Below are 19,650 nucleotides of genomic sequence, written 5' to 3'. Positions count from 1 at the left end.
ATACTTGGAGTTTCAAAGGGGATAAGCAGAGGGATGAAAGAGCTTATAATTCTGTAAGGTTTATGTCACCTTTTTCGATAGTTTACATTCGCTAATTTCTTCTATACTACAAATAAGTTACATAAAATAAGGGGGTAAAAAGATGGATGAAGTAATTGGAGAAGTTGTAGCAGGTATTTGTGAATTTATAGTAGAAGTAACAGCGGATGCTATAGGAAATTTAGTTTCCGGAAATGATGAGGAAAAAGAAACATTATAATAATTTGTAAAAGAATAAAGTTGATCGAATTATAAAGGCTGATTTCTAAAGGGGATTCAGCTTTTTTATTTTTTACATTATATTAACTTAATTTGAATATTCATTTGTTATCATATTTAAGGAGCCTATATAAGGAGGTGAATAAACAAATATGTCGAATTCAGGGCCTGATTTATCTGTTTCTCGTTTGATTGTGGTAAATATAGAGGAAAAAGAATATCATTTTATTGTTCGTGAACATCCGATTGTAGGGAAATTTATATCGCTATTTGAAAATGGAAAAGAATATGGTTTAATAGATAAACAAATCGCTAATAAAGATAAATTTATTACATCGGAGCTTACTAAGTTAGATTATTTTAATATAGATGTTTTATATCTTACACCTGGGTGGATATGGATTGGTATGGATCAATTTGGTTTACATGCTCGTGAGGCTACTTATAACGAAGTAGATGTTATTATGAAGTTGAAAGAGGATTTATATTATATAGATATATATGAAGAAATAAAAATGTAGTAAATATTTAGTCAGGTTAGGGGGCAAGTTCCCGTAGCCTTTTTTTTGTTTAATGAAATAACGTATAATCATATTATTTTGATTATAAGAGAACGTGATGAGAAGTGAGATGAAAAGAGGATTTGAAAATACATGAAGAGAATTGTAATAATTATATGAGTCGTATATGTAAATAACAATAGAAAGAAGATGATAATATGAGTAAAGAAGAGCTTGTGAAAAAACAGTTTGGCAGTAATGCAGATAAATATGTAAATAGTAAAATACATGCTAAAGGACTGGATTTACAATATGTAGTTCAACAAGTTGAGTCTCGTCATAATAATCGTCTTCTTGATGTTGCTACTGGTGGCGGACATGTGGCAAATATGTTAGCACCCATGTTTGAAGAAGTAGTTGCACTTGATTTAACAGAACAGATGTTAGAAAAAGCAAAAGTTTTTATAAAGCAGAATGGGCATGAAAATGTATCTTTTGTAGCAGGAAACGCAGAGGATTTACCATTTGCAGACCATTTTTTTGATACAATCACATGCCGGATTGCAGCCCATCATTTTACGAATCCGGCTCAATTTATTTATGAAGTAAATCGTACATTGAAGGATAATGGATTATTCATCTTAACAGATAATGTTTCGCCAGAAAATAATGAATATGATACATTTTATAATTTTATAGAAAAAAAGCGAGACCCAAGTCATGAACGAGCTCTAAAAAAGACAGAATGGCTTACTTTATTAGAAAAAAACGGTTTGCAAATGCAGTCATGTCTTACTTTTGATAAGAAGTTTGATTTTGACTGGTGGTGTAATATGATGGATGTCCCTTTACAAAAGCGTGAAAAATTAACAGAATGTATGATGAAAGCACCAAACGAAATGAAGGGATATTTTAATATTCAATTAAAAAATAATAAAGTAGAATCGTTCTATACTGAAATGGCTATGTTTATATGTAAAAAAAGTACAACGTTAAAAAGATAAATGTGTTGCAGTCTTTCTGAAGTACGATATACTTAGTACAGAGAAACTGAGAATTGAGGAATAGTTATAATGATTCGTGTACGCATTGAAGGTTCTGAGGAAGAAATGCTTGAATTTATGGGGAAAATGCCAGACATTCCTGGATTTGAAAAGACACATATGAGAGAGCCGAGAAAAGGAAATAACCCGAAATATGATTCAAGTAAAAATGTACTTGCATATTTGTCTTATAAAAAGATTGAAGTCGCCAATAAATAGGCGACTTTTTTAGTTTGCGCTGTTTCACCGCCTTGTCTTTTTCACATAATAATAATAGTAGATTATGCTTAAGAGGGGTGAGAATAGTTAATAAGAAAATTATCTTTTTTGGAGATTTTGGTATTGATGACGCCGTAGCGTTAATTTATGCAAATAAAACATGTAAATTAGATATTCTAGGTATTGTTGCTGAGTACGGGAATGTATCACGAGATATCGTTACGGAAAATGTTTATTTTTTAGAAAGGTACTATGCTACACAAGTGAAAATTATTGAAGGTGCGAGTAGACCGATGACAGCTGAAGAGCCTTTGTTTTTCCCTGAAATCCACGGGGATCACGGTTTAGGTCCTATTATTCCACCTGAGATGAGAATTTGTAAACGAGAAAATTTTTGTGAATTAATCAAATTAATCGAACCTTGTCCAGAAGATATTATAATTGTGGCGACAGGGAGACTAACGACACTTGCTACGTTATTTTTATTGTATCCAAATATAATGGATCGTATTTGTTCGTATTATATAATGGGCGGCGCTTTCCTATTTCCAGGTAATGTTACACCAGTATCTGAAGCGAATTTTTATGGTGATCCAATTGCAGCAAATATTGTTATGAAATATGCGAAAAACGCTAGCATATACCCGTTAAATGTAACACAGGGCGCGCTTATTACGCCTGAAATGGCCAATATAATAGATAAACAAGGAACTGGACAGGCGAAACTCATTAAACCAATGATTGATTTTTATTATGAGAATTTCTATAAAAAAGAATATCCGGGTATTGGTGGAAGTCCTATACACGATTTACTACCGTTTATCTCGTTTATAAATGACAGTATTTTCGAATATAAAAAATCGGCAGTGTGGATTAGTACGACAAATGATGTGACTAGGGGCCAAAGTGTAGCAGACTTTAGAAAAGTAGCTGAGCCAACAAGGTTTGATGATCGGCCGATTCAAAGAATTGCTGTTGGTTTTAACTATGCAGCTTTTAAAGAAGAGTTTATGCGAACAATATTGAAGCCAGATTGTTCTTAATGTGTGTAATAACAAGTCGGATAAATCGTTAGTTCAAAAAAAGGTTTAATCTGTGTGTATTATTCTCAAAAATCTTAAAGTTGAACAACATGAATAACTTATGAAAAATGTCACATAACTAATGGTAAGCAATTGTTTCTAATTATATTTTGATTGGTGAAATGTAAAGGAGGTTATTATATGATTTGGTCTTTAATCGTCGGTGGTATATTAGGATGGCTTGCGAGCTTAATTACTGGAAAGGACGTACCTGGTGGTGTAATTGGTAATATTATTGCTGGTATTATCGGTTCTTGGGTTGGTTCGAAATTACTTGGTAGTTTTGGTCCAGTCATTGGCGGATATGCAATTATTCCAGCTTTAATCGGTGCGATTATTTTAATTTTCATCGTAAGCTTCTTATTACGAGCAATGCGAAAATGAATGTAAGGACTGTTTACATTTGTAAGCAGTCCTTTTTATATGTTATGCTAGTATTATACAATCAGGAGGTGTCAGCATTGAAATCATTTACAGTAAATTTCCATCAAGAAGATAATGCAAAAGCGGCAACAGTACATAAATTAAGTGAAGAGGACTTCAATAAAGCAACTGAAAAAGGTACTCGTCATTTATTTGATTTAGATACAAACGTTGGCTTCTTCGTATTCTTTGATGCAGAAGATGCAGAAGGAAATGATCAATACTTAATGTTACAATATGAAGGGGATCATGAAGAACCAACTGCATGCTACGGATTTGATTTAAAACTATACTATCAATTTTTAGCACTATACTTAAACGATCTTGAATTCCAAGGCGAAACAGATGAGGAAGAGGAAGAATACGGTCCAATTCATCATTTAGCGCATTTACTTTATCATATTGTTGAAGATGGTAAATCAATCGAAGTGTAATATACATATTTGAAGCTGCTCTTTTTGGGCAGCTTTTTTATATGACATTGAAATGGTGTACTGTAAGCTAAATAAGGTGAAATTTTAATCAGTGGGGGTTTTGTTCATTCCCACTGATTATCAGCCCTCACCAATTTAGCTTTTACGGGTAGCAGGGCCCCCACCTAACTTCTTTGTTTCCGCTGAATTTTGAGGTGGGGATCTTACTGCCCGGCAAATAGCGAGATAAATTAATAATAGAAATTTATTTATTACTTTCATGTTAGCGTCGTAAAACACCTGTTATAATGATTGTAATTAAATTCTTGGAGGCTAATTGTATGCTTGTAGATGTAAAAGCTTTTATTAAAGCTGCAGGTTTAACATGTATTTCATCATTAAGTGGAGATAACACGTTTGCTTATAATTTTGAAACAGTAAAAAACACTATCGCTACATTTTTTAAGAAGCTAAGATTTACCGTTTAATTTCATTTCAACCAGTAGGAAAAGAGTAATCACTTCCTACTGGTTTTTTTGTTTCAAGGAGCTGTTGTGACAGTATAGATAGAGGATATTATCATTGAGAAGAGAAGGTTTAAAGAAGGAGATGAATACGATGATTAACAATATAATTCCAAGTTTTTTAAAATTATGGGAAAGTGACGATTTAGAATTAGAAGTCCTTAATTCATACTATACTTCGCATCCGGTTGATTATCGAAATGAATAAAATACAATAGGGGGTAAAAATGATGAAGGTATATTTGAAAATAGTTATGTTATTTCTTGCTTTTACATGCACATTTGCATTAGCAGCATGTAAAGGGACAGACGAAAAAAAGGAAGCAAATCCAGCCTCGGAAAATCATAAAAATGAACAAAGCAATTCTTCAGAAGAAAAGAAAAATCTTGAAGCAAAACCAAGTAATGAAAAAACAACAAAACCATCAGCTGAGCAAGATTCGAAAGATAGAACACTTAATCAAAAATCAATTAACCACGTTAAAGATTTGTTTGAACTAGCAAAAGAAGGAAAGGTACCTAATGTGCCATTTGGAGCCCATACAGGGGATATTGAAGAAATTGAAAAAGCGTGGGGGAAAGCAAATAAAACCGAATATGCAGGGAATGGAATGTACGCAACTTTTACAAATAAAAATGTTGTTTTCGGATTTAATAAAGGGTCACAAGTTTTTGATGTACGCTCATATCATGCAGAACTAAAATTGATTACATTACAAGAAATTGAAAAAGCATTAGGAAAACCATCTTCAGTTAAAGAGAATGGTGAAGATAAAATATATGTATACAAAGTAAATAACCAGTATGAATTGAAATTTGTCATTCCAAAATCGACTGGTAAGGTCAATCATATTTCCGTATTTTCGCCAGAGGATAGTATTAATAAAATGGCAGGATAAGAAATTAAGTGATTTCAAAAACACCTCACTTTCTTGAAGTGAGGTGTTTTTAGTTGTAAACAAGGAACGTCTCCTGTCATATAAAACATACTTTCATATGCGAAATACTTCACTTTTATTTTTTAGCATTTATCCAATAAGAAATGTTGATCTACTGAAAAAGTAGTAACCTATAAATTATGTGTAGGATGGTTCACGATTTTTTTACGTTCCAAACTTTGAACAAATAGCGCTTGAACAATACCTCCAACTAATAAGAAGCTAGCACAAATATAAAACAGCATACTTCCATTTAACTTACTTAATATAACTGCGCCAATAACTGGTCCACACGTTCGAGATATATCCCAGTGTATACCGTAAATTGAAAAATATAAACCACGTTTATCATGAGGTGCAATTTCTGAAACGAATCGTAATAAATGGTTTAGAGCAATACTTTCTCCAATGACTAAAAAGAGTAAGGTGAAGAATAACGACAATATCGTCGTTGAATAACTAAAGCCAACTGCAGCTATTGTATAGCAGGCGTAAGAAATAAGGATGATTTTCGCCATAGAAAATCGTTCAGACCATTTTACGAGGAAGATTTGTAGAATGATTTCCAAAATGGCTTTGCATATTGAAATAAATGCGAGTATGAATACGAGATTAGGAAATACATGTTCTGCAAAAATACGATAATTCGTCTCAGTTTGTGCATAAAAAAAGCTAATAGGAAGTGTAGAAACCATAAGACCGAATATGGCGTAATGTTTAAAAACAAATTGCTTTGGTGAACTTGCCTCAACTGTTTGTTTCGACTTACTTATAGGTGGAACAGTTTCTGGGAGCTGGGTCCAAACAACAACAGCATATATCGTAAGAGTTACACTTTGCACGATAAATAAATATTCTGGGTGAGTATTATAAAAACTTGCACCGATTAAAGGGCCGACTACGGATCCGATTGCTCCCATCGTTTGTAGGAGAGCAAAAATCTCTGCTTGCTGCTCTTGTTTTGTTAAATCAGCAATTTGTGCACGCTGAGCTGGAATGTATAAGGAACGGCCAATACCATTAATGACATATAACAGTGCAAATATAAAAACGGATTGAGCGAAAACGAAACTACCGATTGCAACACCTTGTAGTAATAATCCGAGTAACATAATCTTTTTTCGGCCATATTTATCAGTAATTCCTCCAGCAATAAGTGTAAATAAAATGTCTGAAAGTGGCTGCAGTCCGAAAATCAGCATAGTTATTATTACATTGCCGTTTAACATTTTATTGACGTAAATAATCATAATGAGAGCTAACATAGATTCAGTCGTTCGGGTTAATAATTCACCGCACAGTCTAATAAAAATAGGTTTATTGTAACGAAGTAAGAGATAATTCAATATTAATTCCTCCTTTCTATATTGAAATGATAAGATGAAAGGAGAGTTGGAAAAAGGGTAGAAACAATAGGGAGTATTTTTCACCTTTTAGGGGGAGTATGATGTTTATTTTAGATCAATACATTGAACTATGGATTGCTTATGGAAAAGGGAAAAAAGAGGGAGAACGATTGGAAGTAACAGTGCAAAATATATCTAGAACACTATTTTGTACAGAGCGTAATAGTAAATTAATTATAAAAAAATTAGATGAGTTAAATTGGATTAAGTGGTTTCCAGGTCGCGGCAGAGGAAATCGTTCTAAGTTAATATTTCAAAAGCACCCGATGTCTTTAATTTTAGATAGAGGAAAAGAAATAACGAAAAAAGGGGATGTGAAAAGCGGAAGCATATTTGTGGAACGCTATAGCTCACATTTTCCATCGGTAAAGGGAGAATATCACTCCTGGGTGGATTCAATATTTGGTCATAAGGTTGAAATGACATCTGAAGGGAGAAGAGATGTACTCCGGTTGCAAGTACAAATGAATTTAGATATCACATTAGATCCTGTATACGCTACAATGCGTTCAGAATGCCATATGGTAAAACATATATTCGACACACTCGTGTATGTAGACGGTAATACAAACATTATAGAGCCAAGACTTGCATTTCACTGGGAATATAATGACGCTGAAAAAATATGGACGTTTTACTTACGAAAAGGAGTTCACTTTCATAATGGAAAACAACTTACTGCACATGATGTTATATACTCGTTGAATCGATTTATGAAGCTGGAAAATAATGCACACGCATGGATGTTACAACACGTTGAAAATATCCGTTCAGTGGATGACTACGTTTTCGAAATTCAATTACATACGGAAAATCGAATGTTTTTACATATGCTAAGTGCAGAACAGTGTTCTATCGTGAATGAAGATGAAGCAGGAGGGTTAATTGGAACAGGGCCTTTTCAATTATATAAAAGTAATGAAAATCTGTTCATTTTAGAAGGACATCCTTTATATTTTCGTGAAAGACCTTTTTTAGATCGTATTGAGTTGTGGAATGTAGAACAAGGTGTAAGTACATACGATGTTTTAGTAAAGGCGCAGTATAAAGATAAAGAAAAATATAATAAAGAATTGTCTCGGCTTGAGTCGAACGTGACATATATAACATGTAATCTTACGAAAGAAGGACCAATGCAAGATGCGTTATTTCGGAAAGCGTTATATCAAATCATTCATGGTTATACAATCGTTCAAGAACTCGGCGGAGAACGTGGAGAAGTGGCAAAGAAACTAATATTAGCAAATGAAAGCATAGTAGATATTGACGAAGATATCGAAAGTTTAATTAAAAGGAGTACTTATCATAGTGAAGTGCTACAACTCTACACATTTACAGGACGAGATCATGTTGAAGATGCACAATGGATACAAAAAGAGTGTGCGAAGTACGGGATTCGTGTAGAAAATAATTTTCTTGAGATAGAAGAGCTATTGGAAGTAAGTACGATACAAAAGGCCGATATGATGCATGATAGTGCCACAATAAGTGAACGAATAGAAGATAGTTTATTATATATGTTTCTTACAAAAAATAGTTTTATTCATGGACAAAGCAGCATGGACTTTCATGAAAAGTTGTCTCCTTATTTTAGACAAGAAGAATTAGAGAAAAGAGTTACACTGTTACGCGATATCGAGGATACTTTGTTACGTCAAATTCATATTATTCCTTTATATCGTAATAAACAAGAGGTAAGTACACATGAAAAAGTTCAAAATATAATGATTAATTCACAAGGTTGGATTGATTTTTATAATATTTGGTTTAAATCTTGATATATAAGGGCTTTTGCACATTTTCATAAGATGTGTAAGAGCCTTTTTGTATGTGAGAATAGGTTTGTTTTACACATTGTTACGCTACTTGTGATAAAAGTCTATTTACAGCGTAACAGTGTTATGTTACATTGTTATCAGGAAGGAGTGTTATACAGTTGAGTACAGATTTAATTTCAAAAAAAGATTTATTAGAACTAACTGGTATTTCATACGGACAGTTATATAGGTGGAAAAGAAAAAATTTAATTCCGGAAGATTGGTTTGTACGAAAATCAACGTTTACAGGTCAAGAGACATTTTTTCCGAAAGAAAAGATATTAGAGCGTATCGATAAAATCCAAACGATGAAAGAGGATTTATCACTTGATGAATTAGCGAACATGTTTTCACCGAGTGTGAGAGAAATTCTTTTAACAAAGGAAGAGATTTTACGCAAGGGGATTGCATCAGAACCAGTTTTACAATTTTTCATAGAACAAACGAATAAAACAGCAGAGTTTCAATTTGTAGACATTCTTTATGTGTACATGTTAGAAGAATTACTACAATCAGGAGAGATTAGTTTAGAAGAAGGAAAAATGGTCTTGCAAGTTTTACGTGAAAATTATGAAGCAATGAAACATAAAACTTGTGACTTAATCATTGTCCGAAAGTTAGGTATTTCTACATGTTTATTAGTTTCAAACGTGGACGATTTAATTTTTGAAAAAGGCACCAAAATCGTTTTACGCGAAGCGATTATGAAATATACCGAAGCATTAAAAACTAAATTGTTGTAGTGGAGGAGAAAGTATGCGTACAGATAATTTGATTATAAATGGTTACGGTTCATCGAATGGTGGCGAGTTTCATAAAGTGCAATTAAACGGAAAAGGAACTGTGAATGGAAATGTTGAATGTGAGCAATTTGAATGTAACGGTTACGGTGCAGTTACTGGCGATTTGAAAAGTAGCAGTGCACGAATTAGCGGATCTGGTAAAGTTGATGGCACAGTTCATGCTGAAACGATGCGAATTGATGGAAAAGCAACAATTACGCAAAATGTAAAAGCAAACAGTTTGAAAATTGCAGGAAAAGGTACGATAGGTGGAAATGTCACTGGTGAAGAATTTAAAGTCAATGGTCAAGCTACAATTGACGGTAATTGTGAAGTGGATACTTTTTCTTCAGAAGGACAATTTACAATTGGTGGTTTATTAAGCGCAGATGAAATTAATATAAATATTCACGGTACATGTCGAGCGAAAGAAATTGGTGGTCAAACGATTAAAGTAAGACATAGATCAGGTACATTTAGTAGGCTATTTAAAACAGTATTTGGCTTGCAGTTAGAAGCTGAACTATTAGAAGGCGACAATATCGATATTGATTATGCTCACATAAGAACGGTAAGAGGAAACAATGTTACAGTAGGAGCAAACTGTGAGATTGAACTGATTGAATATACGGGTGTTCTTACTGTTGATAAAAATGCAAATGTAAAAGAAATTAAGCAGGTTTAACGGAAGGGAGAAATCAATATGGAACATCCACATAGTCTCACAGTAAATGGTTCTGGTAATTCAGCAGGCGGAGATTATAATAAAGTGAAGATTCGCGGTGAAGGAACAATTACGAATGATATGAGTTGCAATGAGTTTAAAACGTACGGAACGAGTGATGTACGCGGTAATGTGAAAGTGAAAAACTATGTCGTGTATGGAGATAACGAAGTACAAGGAAATGTAGATGCGGAATATGTAAAAGTATATGGTAATACACAAATTCATGGTGATGCTCATATTGAAAAAACAAAAGTTAGAGGTATGATAGATATTGCAGGAAAGTTTTCAGGTGATTTCGTAGATGTAAAAGGTGCTTTAAATGTGAAGGGAGATATTGAAATAGAAGATTTATCATTAACTGGTGGTCTTGAAAGTGCTGGATTACTTAATGCTGAAAATATTCAAATCTCACTTCGTTATGAAGGCAGTAAGGTAAGAGAAATTGGTGGCAAAAAGATTACTGTTCGTAAAAAAACGAGATTTATTCCTTTTACTAGTCATGCTGGAAACCTCCAAACTTCGATTGTTGAAGGAGATGATATCTATTTAGAACATACGATTGCTGAAGTTGTAAGAGGGAACAACGTCACAATTGGTCCTGGATGTGAAATTAGTGTTGTAGAATATCATACTAGTTTTAATCAAAAAGGTAATGCAGTCGTAAAAGAACATAAACAAATATAAGTAGTATGAGGGAGAGCAAGAGATATGGTTGAGAAGAATAATAAGCTCGGCTTTGTTGTGGCGGGCTTATTGCTAGGTATTTTAATGGCATCGATGGATAATACCATTGTCGTAACGGCGATGGGAACAATCGTTGGTGACTTAGGAGGCCTCGAAAACTTTGTATGGGTCGTTTCTGCCTATATGGTCGCAGAAATGGCAGGCATGCCGATTTTCGGTAAGCTATCAGATATGTATGGTAGAAAGAGATTCTTTATTTTCGGTTTAATTGTCTTTATGATTGGTTCGGCACTTTGTGGTACTGCTGAAAATATTACACAGTTAGGTATTTATCGTGCCATTCAAGGTATTGGCGGCGGGGCATTAGTGCCAATTGCGTTTACTATCGTTTTTGATATTTTCCCACCTGAAAAACGCGGGAAAATGGGTGGCTTATTCGGAGCGGTATTTGGATTATCTAGTATTTTCGGGCCATTACTTGGCGCATATATTACCGATTACATTAGCTGGCACTGGGTATTTTATATTAACTTACCACTTGGCATTTTAGCACTTATTTTTATTACATTCTTTTATAAAGAATCACGCGTTCATAGAAAGCAAAAGATTGATTGGTTTGGTGCAATTACTTTAGTTGGTGCAGTAATTTGTTTAATGTTTGCTTTAGAACTAGGTGGACAAAAATATGATTGGGATTCTAGCTTTATTTTAAGCTTATTTGGTGGATTCGCCATTTTAATCATCGCATTCATTTTTATTGAACGAAAAGTAGAAGAACCAATTATTTCATTTGAGATGTTTAAGCAGCGCTTATTCGGAATGAGTACAATTATTGCTTTATGTTACGGTGCTGCATTTATGTCAGCAACTGTGTACATTCCGTTATTTATTCAAGGTGTATACGGTGGTACCGCAACAAACTCAGGATTATTACTTTTACCGATGATGTTAGGATCAGTCGTAACGGCGCAGTTAGGCGGATTTTTAACAACTAAACTTAGCTACCGAAACATTATGATTATTTCTGCGGTTATTATGCTAATTGGACTATTCTTATTAAGCACGTTAACACCAGAAACAAGTCGTGTATTATTAACAGTTTATATGATTATTATCGGATTTGGAGTCGGTTTCTCATTCTCTGTACTAAGTATGGCAGCTATTCACAACTTCGGTATGGAACAGCGCGGGTCTGCGACTTCAACGAGTAACTTCATTCGTTCGTTAGGAATGACACTAGGCATTACAATCTTCGGAATGATCCAAAGAACAGGTTTCCAAGATCAATTAGAAGAAGCATTTAAAGGGATGAGCGGGGGAATGAATACAAACGCTTTAGGGGATTCAAGAGCTATTCTATCAGAATCGGCAAGATCTCAAATCCCTCCGCAAATATTAGATAAGATTATTGACGCTCTTTCTAGTTCAATTGTTCAAACATTCATGTGGGCATTGGTACCAGCTGGATTAGCATTCATATTCATTTTCTTTATGGGAAATGAGCGCATGGTAATTAAGAAACAACAAACGAATAAAAAGAGTGAAACATCAAAAGCGTAATGAAAAAGCTCCTTTCTAATTGGAAAGGAGCTTTTTCGTATGTACAGATTTAGATTAGCCTTCGATAATTTCGTATTCTTCGTCTGCTAATAGTAAAATTTGTGTTTTCTTACCTTTGTTTTGAACTTCGATTACATCGTAAGCACCTAAGTCTCTTACTTTGCTTTGAGAAGCGTTAACCATAACTTCAATAGAATCAATTAAGATATCTTCTTCAATGTATGATTCAGGCAATGCCATATCTTCAGTATCTAATACACACGCATATAGATTTTGTAAATTTTCAGCAGTTGGGTTTTGTTCCTCAACATCAATGATGTTTTTTACTGCTTCCATATTTTCCTCTTTTGCTTGGTATACTTTAATTTTAGCCATTGTTTTAATCTCCTTTATAACGTAATCGTAGAGGCTACACCTTATTATAACGTTTTTTTCATGAAAGATGAAATTGTTATATGTATTTATAGTAAAAATTATGTTTCCTTACTCAAAAATGGTGTGATTTCCATATAAATGTACGAGTAGGTAACGATATTGCTACGTTAACGTTATATTGTCCAAGCTTTTCTTATTTTCTTCTCATATATATGTAGTAGCCATTCTATATAGAGAAGGGATGGAGTGTAAGTGGGGTGTGAACCGAAACGTGATTGTGGGTGTTGCCAAAATAGTATATGTGAGTTTTTACAGAGTCTAGAACCGTATACAAAAGTTGAAAGTATCATAATAGCAGGAAACGAAATTGCTGTATCTTATTTTCTTTCATTTAATAAGAAAACAGGTATCGTATCATTCGTACAAGAAGACAATGAGGTTATATTTGTCGATTGTTCAAAGATTGATGCAATTCGAATAGGGAAAGTATGTAGTTGCAAAACAAAAGTTAAATATATTGAAGAGGACTTTAGCTTGCTAGGAAATGTTTGCCCGCATTGTTTAACAGAGGGGAGTACAATCTTTTTCGATTTTAACAATCCTGAATTAAATGTGTCTTTCCAAGCAACAACAATTAATCCACCTAGATGTACTGAATTTACAGATGATCTCGGGAATGTAGTAAAGCAAATTACTATAGTAGGTGAGGCGAAAGTTTCTAGAGAGTTTGTTCAAGTACCTGAACTGGTAGGTTTTCGATTACTTTTATCACATCCAGCTGGAGACCCTTTAAACTACGGATTATTATTTATTAATTTTCCTGATACGATTTTTATTTTTATATTGGCATCAAGCGGATACCTTTCCATTTCGAACTGTTTAAAAATAGAGGGCGGAACTGGTGATGCCGAAATAGAAGAGGTGAAAAAAATGATAGAGGATGACGTTAACACGTACAAATCAGTTGTTAAATTGACTAAAGTATATAAGAACGGTGAGACGGAATCTTTTATTTATAAAAATGAGTTATAACACATGTATTTAAATGCACCCTCAAACTATTGTTGAGGGTTGTTACATAATTAATTATGTTGGTCCTTCAAACCGTTTGTTAACGGGTAAGAAATATATTTATTGTTGACTTATTTTATATGTTGATCATTTCATAGTTAGTAGATGTTATAATCATTTTATGTTTACTGATATTTTATAAATATTCGAAGTTTTAATTTAATAGTCAATTGCTTTTATGATGAACAGGTGGGTATGTATATGAATACGAATTATGGAGCGCTCATGAAAATGTTAAGAGTAGTTGATTCTAAAGAAGGCGGGAATGTAAATGATATATGAAGCGAATATACATACAAGAAAAAAACTAATTTCTATGTTTGAGGATTTCAATAACGTTGTTTTACTTTCTTATTTACAAGGGCATATGGGTACTGCTTGGGTAAATGATCTTGAAAATCCAAAAGTAGCACAAGTTACGGTAGGGATTTTTACATTTTACGCTGGAGACCCAAATACGAAAGAAACAGAAGAGTTATTACGTAATATTCCAGAAAGAATTTTAGTTATCGTAAATAGTGAAGAGTGGAAACAACGCTTAGAAACATTCCATGAAAGAAAAATAGATAAGTTTTTACGTTATAAATTCAAACGAAATCCAGAAGTTTTTAATCGTTCAAAATTAAAATCTTTTATATCAGCACTTCCAAAAGAATATGAGTTAAGAAGAATAGACGAGCATATCGCAAATAGCCCTACATTACATAAGATATCTGAAGATTTCACAAGTCAATTTCATTCGGTAGAAGATTATATAAACCGTGGTATAGGTTATAGCATTTTATATAACGGAGAAGTTGTATGCGGTGCATCCTCGTATAGTATTTATAATGATGGGATTGAAATTGAAGTTGCGACTGATCACAATCATAGAAGAGAGGGCTTGGCAACTGTAGTAAGTGCAGCTCTTATATTGGATTGCTTAGAAAATGGAAAGTATCCAAACTGGGACGCAGCGAATACTACATCTGCTAAACTAGCAGAAAAGTTAGGATATGAATTTGATAAGGCATATGATACTTATTTTGTGGATAATAGATGAGTGAAGGAGTTACATACTAAAAAATAAATGCGCCCTAGTACGTAAGTCTAGGGCGCATTTATTAGTTGGTAAATATCTTCATAACAATCATATCATATTTTATCTTTTGAATGTTTGGAATTAAAGATATTTATGTGACTTTTTGAAAAAATAAAAGAGCAGCTAGCAAAAGCCAACTGCTCCTCTCCAAGGGGGAATGGAGAAATACAATCATATTATCTATAGTATTGACGGAACATAGAGTTTTAATCAAAGCCCGATTGGTGAGAGATTTGATTAAAACTCCCACTGATTAAAGTTTCACTTTATTACATTTACAATTTAAATAGTAGAACGTGTTTATCGTAGTTCTCCAAACACCAATTATATTTTTTTAGAATAATTGGATGGACTGCTTCTGTCGTAGTATCGACTTCAGTATATCCATATTTCTTATAAAAGTTTTCTAATTCCTCAAAAGGAAGACAATATACATTTTGTATTTGTGATTTTTTCGCAGTTTCTACTAAAAATGAAACAAGCTCACCAGCTAATTGAAGCCCTCTAAATTGAGGCAGAATAAAAATCCCGCCCATTTCTAAAGTATCTTCATCTATTTGGACTAATCGGCCAACACCTGCATACTCGTTGTTATATGTAATAATTGCAACTTTATCTCTCTTTAAATCACTTCGTACAAATCCTATTGAGTCATATTGACTATTAATCCATTTTAAATCGTTAGATGTGGCCAATTGAATACTCATATATATCCTCCTTCGGAATACTAGCGCTCTCTTCATTATATAGAACATAACATACTATATCAAAGGAACCTTGAGGTAGCCCATTTGTTTAAGTTATTAGTTAAAAGTGTGGGGTTGCTGGCATTGAAATGATGGCTTCATCAAACATAGGATAATAATCTTGTGAATTTAGTGTTACATAGTCAAAATAAAAATTAATTCATGTGTTCGGTAATGCACGATGGTTTAAGTGTAGAGAAGAACATAGGGGTATTTTAATTAGTAGCTACTGTATTCATTGAAGTTATTAAGGAAATGTCGTAATCCCTAGCCTTAGTGATACAAATCATATTAGGGTTTAGTAAAAAAACTCTTCCTGAAAAAGAGGGGGATTAAAGATAAGAGCACTTCGAAAAGTGCCCTTCAGTAAACGACTACTTATTCTAAAAAGAAAGGATGCAATATATTATATGAAGTTTAGTGTATTTAAGTATGGGTCTTTTATATAAAAGTTTTATTTTGTTCCGAATAAAAAGGCGGTTGTTTCCGCAACCACCTTTCAGTAAAACAAAGCACTTTTTATGAAATAAATTATGGATGGTCCCTAAAAAAGGTATAGGATATACCCACATTTTTATAACTAAAGTGACGAACTCAGGTTATAAGGAAGGAACAATTATATTGTATGAAATCTATTCTAGAGTAGTCACAAAGAAAGTTGTCTTCTTATTAGAAGGCAGCTTTTTTTATTAGAAAAAGAAGTAGAAGATTAAGTTACTTGTCCAAACAAATTTAAAAAAAATACATAAAATGCTATTAGTTAGTCAATATTTTAATATTGCTAATTTTTAAGACTAAAAGGGGTGATTTTATGTGTGAATGTGAAGTTTGTAGACGAAAGAAAAATCGGGATCCATTAAACCGGGAGTTTGAGCCGAAAAAACGAGTTCATGAGCCAAAAAAAGAGGATTGTGAGCCAAAAAAAGAAGATTGTGAGCCAAAAAAAGAAGATTGTGAGCCGAAAAAAGAGGATTGCGAGCCAAAAAAAGAAGATTGCGAATCATTAAATGATTATTCGTTTAGTAAAAATGCAAATTTTTTAGAGGCAGCTATACAAACAGATGAAATCGATCAAATTTCTGAGGAATATATTGAAATAGTTGATTCAGCAGATGTACAAGTTACTACTACAGATACAAAAGCTGCGCTATCTATCCAAGCGGCATTACAAGCAGCTATCGTAGTTGTAGTAAGTATTTCTATAGCAGATAGTGAAAAGGCAGATAAAATAACACAAGAATTATTTCAAAAATCAGCTATTAAACAAATTAATAGACAAAAAACATTTATTAAAAATTCTAGAAACGTAACCGTAACAACTACTGATACAGATATTGCAGTGAATATTCAAATTCTCCTTCAAATTTTATTAGCTTTATTAGTTAAACTAAACATTTTATAAAGTGTCTATCCTATTGATATTTAGCTATAAGTTTTCACTCTAAGTAAATGTTTTTTGTTGTAATACGTGGTACAAGCTTGGACTTTTTATTATGACTGAATTAATATTCAAGATTAATGGTAAAGCAAGTGTGGAAAACTACAAATAAAGATAAAATACATGATTTAACAGTAATGAAACTTATATTTATGTGAAGTGAAGGAAAGCTGTCTTCTTATTAGAAGTCAGCTTTTGATTTTATTAGCAAAAAGAAGTGAAAATAGAAGATTAAGTTACTTGTCCAAGCAATTTTTATTTCATTACATATAATGCTCGTAGATATTTAAAATTTTTATAGAAAATTGATTGGAGTGAATATTGTAAATGGATGATTTAAACAAATTTTCTTCCTTTAAGTTTGATAAGGATCAAAAGAATATAATTATAGACCTTTTACTCTCAGATATTTTTAATAGGCATGGGATAAATGAAGAAAAATTAAAAAATTTATCACCAGAAAAAAAGCAGCAAATTAAAAGTATTGTTTCTGAAATACAATCACAAGTTAATAATTATTTAGATTGAAAGGGGGTGAACGCATGGACAAAACATGTCATTCAGATGAAAATAAAAAGTGGAGTGCATTAGATTCCTCAAATCCTCATCCATCTTTTAAAAATGCTAGCGTTTCAGAAGCAGCTGCGCAAGAAAGTAAAACGTATCAAATTTCTGAAGAATCTATTACAATTGTAGATTCAGCAGATGTAGAAGTTACTACTACAGATACAAAAGCTGCTTTATCTATTCAAGCAGCATTACAAGCAGCTATCGTGGTTATAATAAGTATTTCTATAGCAGATAGTGAAAAAGCTGACCGTGTAGCACAAGAATTGTTTCAAAAATCATCTATTAAACAAATTAATAAACAAGAAACTGTTATTAGAAATTCTAGAAATGTTACAGTTACGACTACGGATACAGACATAGCAGTAAATGTTCAAATTCTTCTCCAAATTTTATTAGCTTTACTAGTAAAATTAAATATTTTATAAAATGTTTAACTTGTTTTTATCTAGTGATTCTTACAGGTGAATATTCACTGTTTTAATTATAGTACAGGCTATAAATATTTATCATAACTGGACTAATATTCAACATCACCAAAGTATGAATGTAAACAAACAATTTGATGGAAAATAAAGTTTGGTTATTTTATGAAAATGTAAAAGCCATTTCCTTTATTGGATTTGGCTTTTCAATTTTAAACAGTATGAATTTGAAAAGATTATATTAAGATAAAGAATTAAAATATAATGATACAAAATACTTATAAAATTATTCGTGTTTTAGAAAAATAATAAGAAAAAGGTGTTTAAAATAGAATCATTTTCATTAACAGTTCAAGTTTTGAAGAATAGTGCATACAATATAAAGTGTTTTCCTTTCTTCATTTAAGTTTTACGTATATAATTTAAAAGTACTATTTTTATTTTATTATTTTATATTTATAACAGAATAGAGGTTTAAAAATGGGTGTTAAAATCATTACGGATAGTGCGGCGGATTTACCAGTAGAATTGCTGCAAGCATATGATATTGATTTAATTCCACTCCGTGTATATGATGAAGCAGAAACAGAGTATTTAGATGGAGTAACATTAGAGTCAGTTACATTATTGCAAAAAATGAGAGAAGGCGCTGTTTATAGAACGTCATTGCCTTCACTTGAAACGTTCCAAGAAAAATTTGTTTCTTATGCAAAAGAAGGTAATCCTTGTATATATTTAGCTTTTTCATCTGAACTGTCTGGTACATATCAATCATCAGTTGTCATTAAAGAGGAAGTAAAAGAAACATATGCTAACTTAGATTTAGAAATTATTGATACGAAATGTGCTTCGCTTGGTCAAGGTCTTGTCGTTTTAGAAGCTGCTAAAATGGCAAAAGACGGCGCACCAAAAGAAGATATTTTAAAGCGTGTTGATTTTCTAATGAGCCATATGGAACATATCTTCACTGTAGCTGACTTACAGTACTTAGTGAGAGGTGGACGTTTAAGTAAAGTCGCAGGATTTATCGGTGGTTTACTAAACATTAAACCGATCTTAAACGTGGAAGAAGGAAAACTTGTACCACTTGAAAAGGTACGAGGGAAAAAGAAAGTATTAAGCCGTATTGTTGATATTATGGAAGAACGTGGTAAAGACCTTAAAGGTCAAACAATCGGTATGACTCACGGTGACGATTTAGAAACAGCGGAAGCATTAAAATCATTAATTACGGAAAGATTTGGCTGTGAAGTATTTATCGTAAATACAATTGGTGCAGCAATCGGTGCACATACAGGACCTGGCGTTATAACGTTATTTTTCTTAAATGAAGTAGAGTAAAGGATTGATCTTTTGATCAATCCTTTTTTATTTTTTAATCTGTGATAATCGGTCGATATGGTATTGATGAAGATAAAATCTTTGAAGTTTTCCTATATCAAATGCAATCTTGTAGAGGGATTATTTTTTATATGTGTAATGATACTTAATGGTAGAAGAAAAGAGTATAAATAAGAATATATTTATAGGAATTTAAATATTTGAAGATATCAAAATTTTTCCATTTCATA

The 19,650-nt window shown here is 32.6% G+C and carries 23 protein-coding genes; 20 read left to right on the top strand and 3 right to left on the bottom strand.

Going from position 1 to position 19,650, the window contains the following annotated elements; translation table 11 throughout:
* Positions 1-410 precede the first annotated feature (410 nt).
* From ACTL4X_RS14290 to ACTL4X_RS14250, 9 genes are all read left to right on the top strand, one after another.
* Complete coding sequence (locus tag ACTL4X_RS14290; protein WP_000071478.1) at positions 411-779, top strand: hypothetical protein; 369 nt, start codon at positions 411-413, stop codon at positions 777-779.
* A 197-nt stretch (positions 780-976) separates the two neighbouring features.
* Positions 977-1,762, top strand: coding sequence for a class I SAM-dependent methyltransferase (locus ACTL4X_RS14285; protein WP_078385871.1), 786 nt, complete (start codon positions 977-979; stop codon positions 1,760-1,762).
* Positions 1,763-1,831: 69 nt separating this feature from the next.
* Positions 1,832-2,020: a DUF3970 family protein gene (locus ACTL4X_RS14280; protein ID WP_000621873.1), complete on the top strand. Its 189-nt coding sequence runs from the start codon at positions 1,832-1,834 to the stop codon at positions 2,018-2,020.
* A gap of 77 nt (positions 2,021-2,097) precedes the next feature.
* Positions 2,098-3,063: a nucleoside hydrolase gene (locus ACTL4X_RS14275; RefSeq protein ID WP_001223684.1), complete on the top strand. Its 966-nt coding sequence runs from the start codon at positions 2,098-2,100 to the stop codon at positions 3,061-3,063.
* 180 nt (positions 3,064-3,243) lie between these two features.
* Positions 3,244-3,486 carry a GlsB/YeaQ/YmgE family stress response membrane protein gene (locus tag ACTL4X_RS14270; protein WP_000638306.1) on the top strand — a complete coding sequence of 81 codons (243 nt, stop codon included), beginning with the start codon at positions 3,244-3,246 and terminating at the stop codon, positions 3,484-3,486.
* A 77-nt stretch (positions 3,487-3,563) separates the two neighbouring features.
* A complete protein-coding gene (locus tag ACTL4X_RS14265; protein WP_060852030.1) occupies positions 3,564-3,959 on the top strand; it encodes a hypothetical protein in 396 nt (131 codons plus the stop codon).
* 320 nt (positions 3,960-4,279) lie between these two features.
* Entirely contained in the window at positions 4,280-4,426 is a 147-nt protein-coding gene (locus tag ACTL4X_RS14260; RefSeq protein ID WP_000959548.1) for a hypothetical protein, read from the top strand.
* A gap of 121 nt (positions 4,427-4,547) precedes the next feature.
* Complete coding sequence (locus tag ACTL4X_RS14255) at positions 4,548-4,670, top strand: hypothetical protein (RefSeq protein WP_441395073.1); 123 nt, start codon at positions 4,548-4,550, stop codon at positions 4,668-4,670.
* A 19-nt stretch (positions 4,671-4,689) separates the two neighbouring features.
* Entirely contained in the window at positions 4,690-5,361 is a 672-nt protein-coding gene (locus tag ACTL4X_RS14250) for a YjgB family protein (RefSeq protein ID WP_002164521.1), read from the top strand.
* A 170-nt stretch (positions 5,362-5,531) separates the two neighbouring features.
* Here ACTL4X_RS14250 and ACTL4X_RS14245 read toward each other — a convergent pair whose 3' ends face one another.
* Positions 5,532-6,746 (bottom strand): MDR family MFS transporter, encoded by a 1,215-nt coding sequence (locus tag ACTL4X_RS14245; protein ID WP_048538294.1) that lies wholly within the window; start codon positions 6,744-6,746, stop codon positions 5,532-5,534.
* Positions 6,747-6,847: 101 nt separating this feature from the next.
* Here ACTL4X_RS14245 and ACTL4X_RS14240 point away from each other — a divergent pair, with 101 nt between their 5' ends.
* The 5 genes from ACTL4X_RS14240 (at position 6,848) to ACTL4X_RS14220 (ending at position 12,376) form a co-directional block, all read left to right on the top strand.
* Positions 6,848-8,584 (top strand): SgrR family transcriptional regulator, encoded by a 1,737-nt coding sequence (locus ACTL4X_RS14240; RefSeq protein WP_000470211.1) that lies wholly within the window; start codon positions 6,848-6,850, stop codon positions 8,582-8,584.
* A gap of 158 nt (positions 8,585-8,742) precedes the next feature.
* A complete protein-coding gene (locus ACTL4X_RS14235; protein WP_000102257.1) occupies positions 8,743-9,366 on the top strand; it encodes a YhbD family protein in 624 nt (207 codons plus the stop codon).
* A 13-nt stretch (positions 9,367-9,379) separates the two neighbouring features.
* A complete protein-coding gene (locus ACTL4X_RS14230) occupies positions 9,380-10,090 on the top strand; it encodes a bactofilin family protein (RefSeq protein WP_001258384.1) in 711 nt (236 codons plus the stop codon).
* Positions 10,091-10,108: 18 nt separating this feature from the next.
* Entirely contained in the window at positions 10,109-10,816 is a 708-nt protein-coding gene (locus ACTL4X_RS14225) for a hypothetical protein (protein WP_017673238.1), read from the top strand.
* Between the two features lie 24 nt (positions 10,817-10,840).
* A complete protein-coding gene (locus ACTL4X_RS14220; protein ID WP_078385869.1) occupies positions 10,841-12,376 on the top strand; it encodes an MDR family MFS transporter in 1,536 nt (511 codons plus the stop codon).
* A gap of 54 nt (positions 12,377-12,430) precedes the next feature.
* On the opposite strand, the gene ACTL4X_RS14215 is transcribed toward ACTL4X_RS14220, so the two are convergent.
* Positions 12,431-12,751, bottom strand: coding sequence for a hypothetical protein (locus tag ACTL4X_RS14215; RefSeq protein WP_001062733.1), 321 nt, complete (start codon positions 12,749-12,751; stop codon positions 12,431-12,433).
* 252 nt (positions 12,752-13,003) lie between these two features.
* Here ACTL4X_RS14215 and ACTL4X_RS14210 point away from each other — a divergent pair, with 252 nt between their 5' ends.
* Both ACTL4X_RS14210 and ACTL4X_RS14205 read left to right on the top strand, forming a co-directional pair.
* A complete protein-coding gene (locus ACTL4X_RS14210; RefSeq protein WP_000501709.1) occupies positions 13,004-13,783 on the top strand; it encodes a BC_2878 family exosporium-associated protein in 780 nt (259 codons plus the stop codon).
* 310 nt (positions 13,784-14,093) lie between these two features.
* Entirely contained in the window at positions 14,094-14,864 is a 771-nt protein-coding gene (locus ACTL4X_RS14205) for a GNAT family N-acetyltransferase (protein WP_000638723.1), read from the top strand.
* A 314-nt stretch (positions 14,865-15,178) separates the two neighbouring features.
* On the opposite strand, the gene ACTL4X_RS14200 is transcribed toward ACTL4X_RS14205, so the two are convergent.
* Complete coding sequence (locus ACTL4X_RS14200; RefSeq protein ID WP_000027166.1) at positions 15,179-15,610, bottom strand: GNAT family N-acetyltransferase; 432 nt, start codon at positions 15,608-15,610, stop codon at positions 15,179-15,181.
* 850 nt (positions 15,611-16,460) lie between these two features.
* Between ACTL4X_RS14200 and ACTL4X_RS14195 the strand changes: the two genes are divergently transcribed.
* From ACTL4X_RS14195 to ACTL4X_RS14180, 4 genes are all read left to right on the top strand, one after another.
* Positions 16,461-17,051, top strand: a complete 591-nt coding sequence (locus ACTL4X_RS14195) for a spore coat protein (RefSeq protein WP_000333024.1) — start codon at positions 16,461-16,463, stop codon at positions 17,049-17,051.
* A gap of 363 nt (positions 17,052-17,414) precedes the next feature.
* On the top strand, positions 17,415-17,615 hold the full coding sequence (locus tag ACTL4X_RS14190) for a spore coat protein W (RefSeq protein ID WP_000342253.1): 201 nt from the start codon (positions 17,415-17,417) through the stop codon (positions 17,613-17,615).
* A gap of 14 nt (positions 17,616-17,629) precedes the next feature.
* Positions 17,630-18,082, top strand: a complete 453-nt coding sequence (locus ACTL4X_RS14185; protein WP_000361676.1) for a spore coat protein — start codon at positions 17,630-17,632, stop codon at positions 18,080-18,082.
* Between the two features lie 477 nt (positions 18,083-18,559).
* Positions 18,560-19,420, top strand: a complete 861-nt coding sequence (locus ACTL4X_RS14180; protein WP_000538276.1) for a DegV family protein — start codon at positions 18,560-18,562, stop codon at positions 19,418-19,420.
* Positions 19,421-19,650: the final 230 nt, after the last annotated feature.

The organism is Bacillus sp. RE35 (genome assembly GCF_052146655.1).
GTDB classification, from domain to species: domain Bacteria; phylum Bacillota; class Bacilli; order Bacillales; family Bacillaceae_G; genus Bacillus_A; species Bacillus_A cereus.
This window is presented reverse-complemented; position numbering and strand designations above follow the sequence as displayed.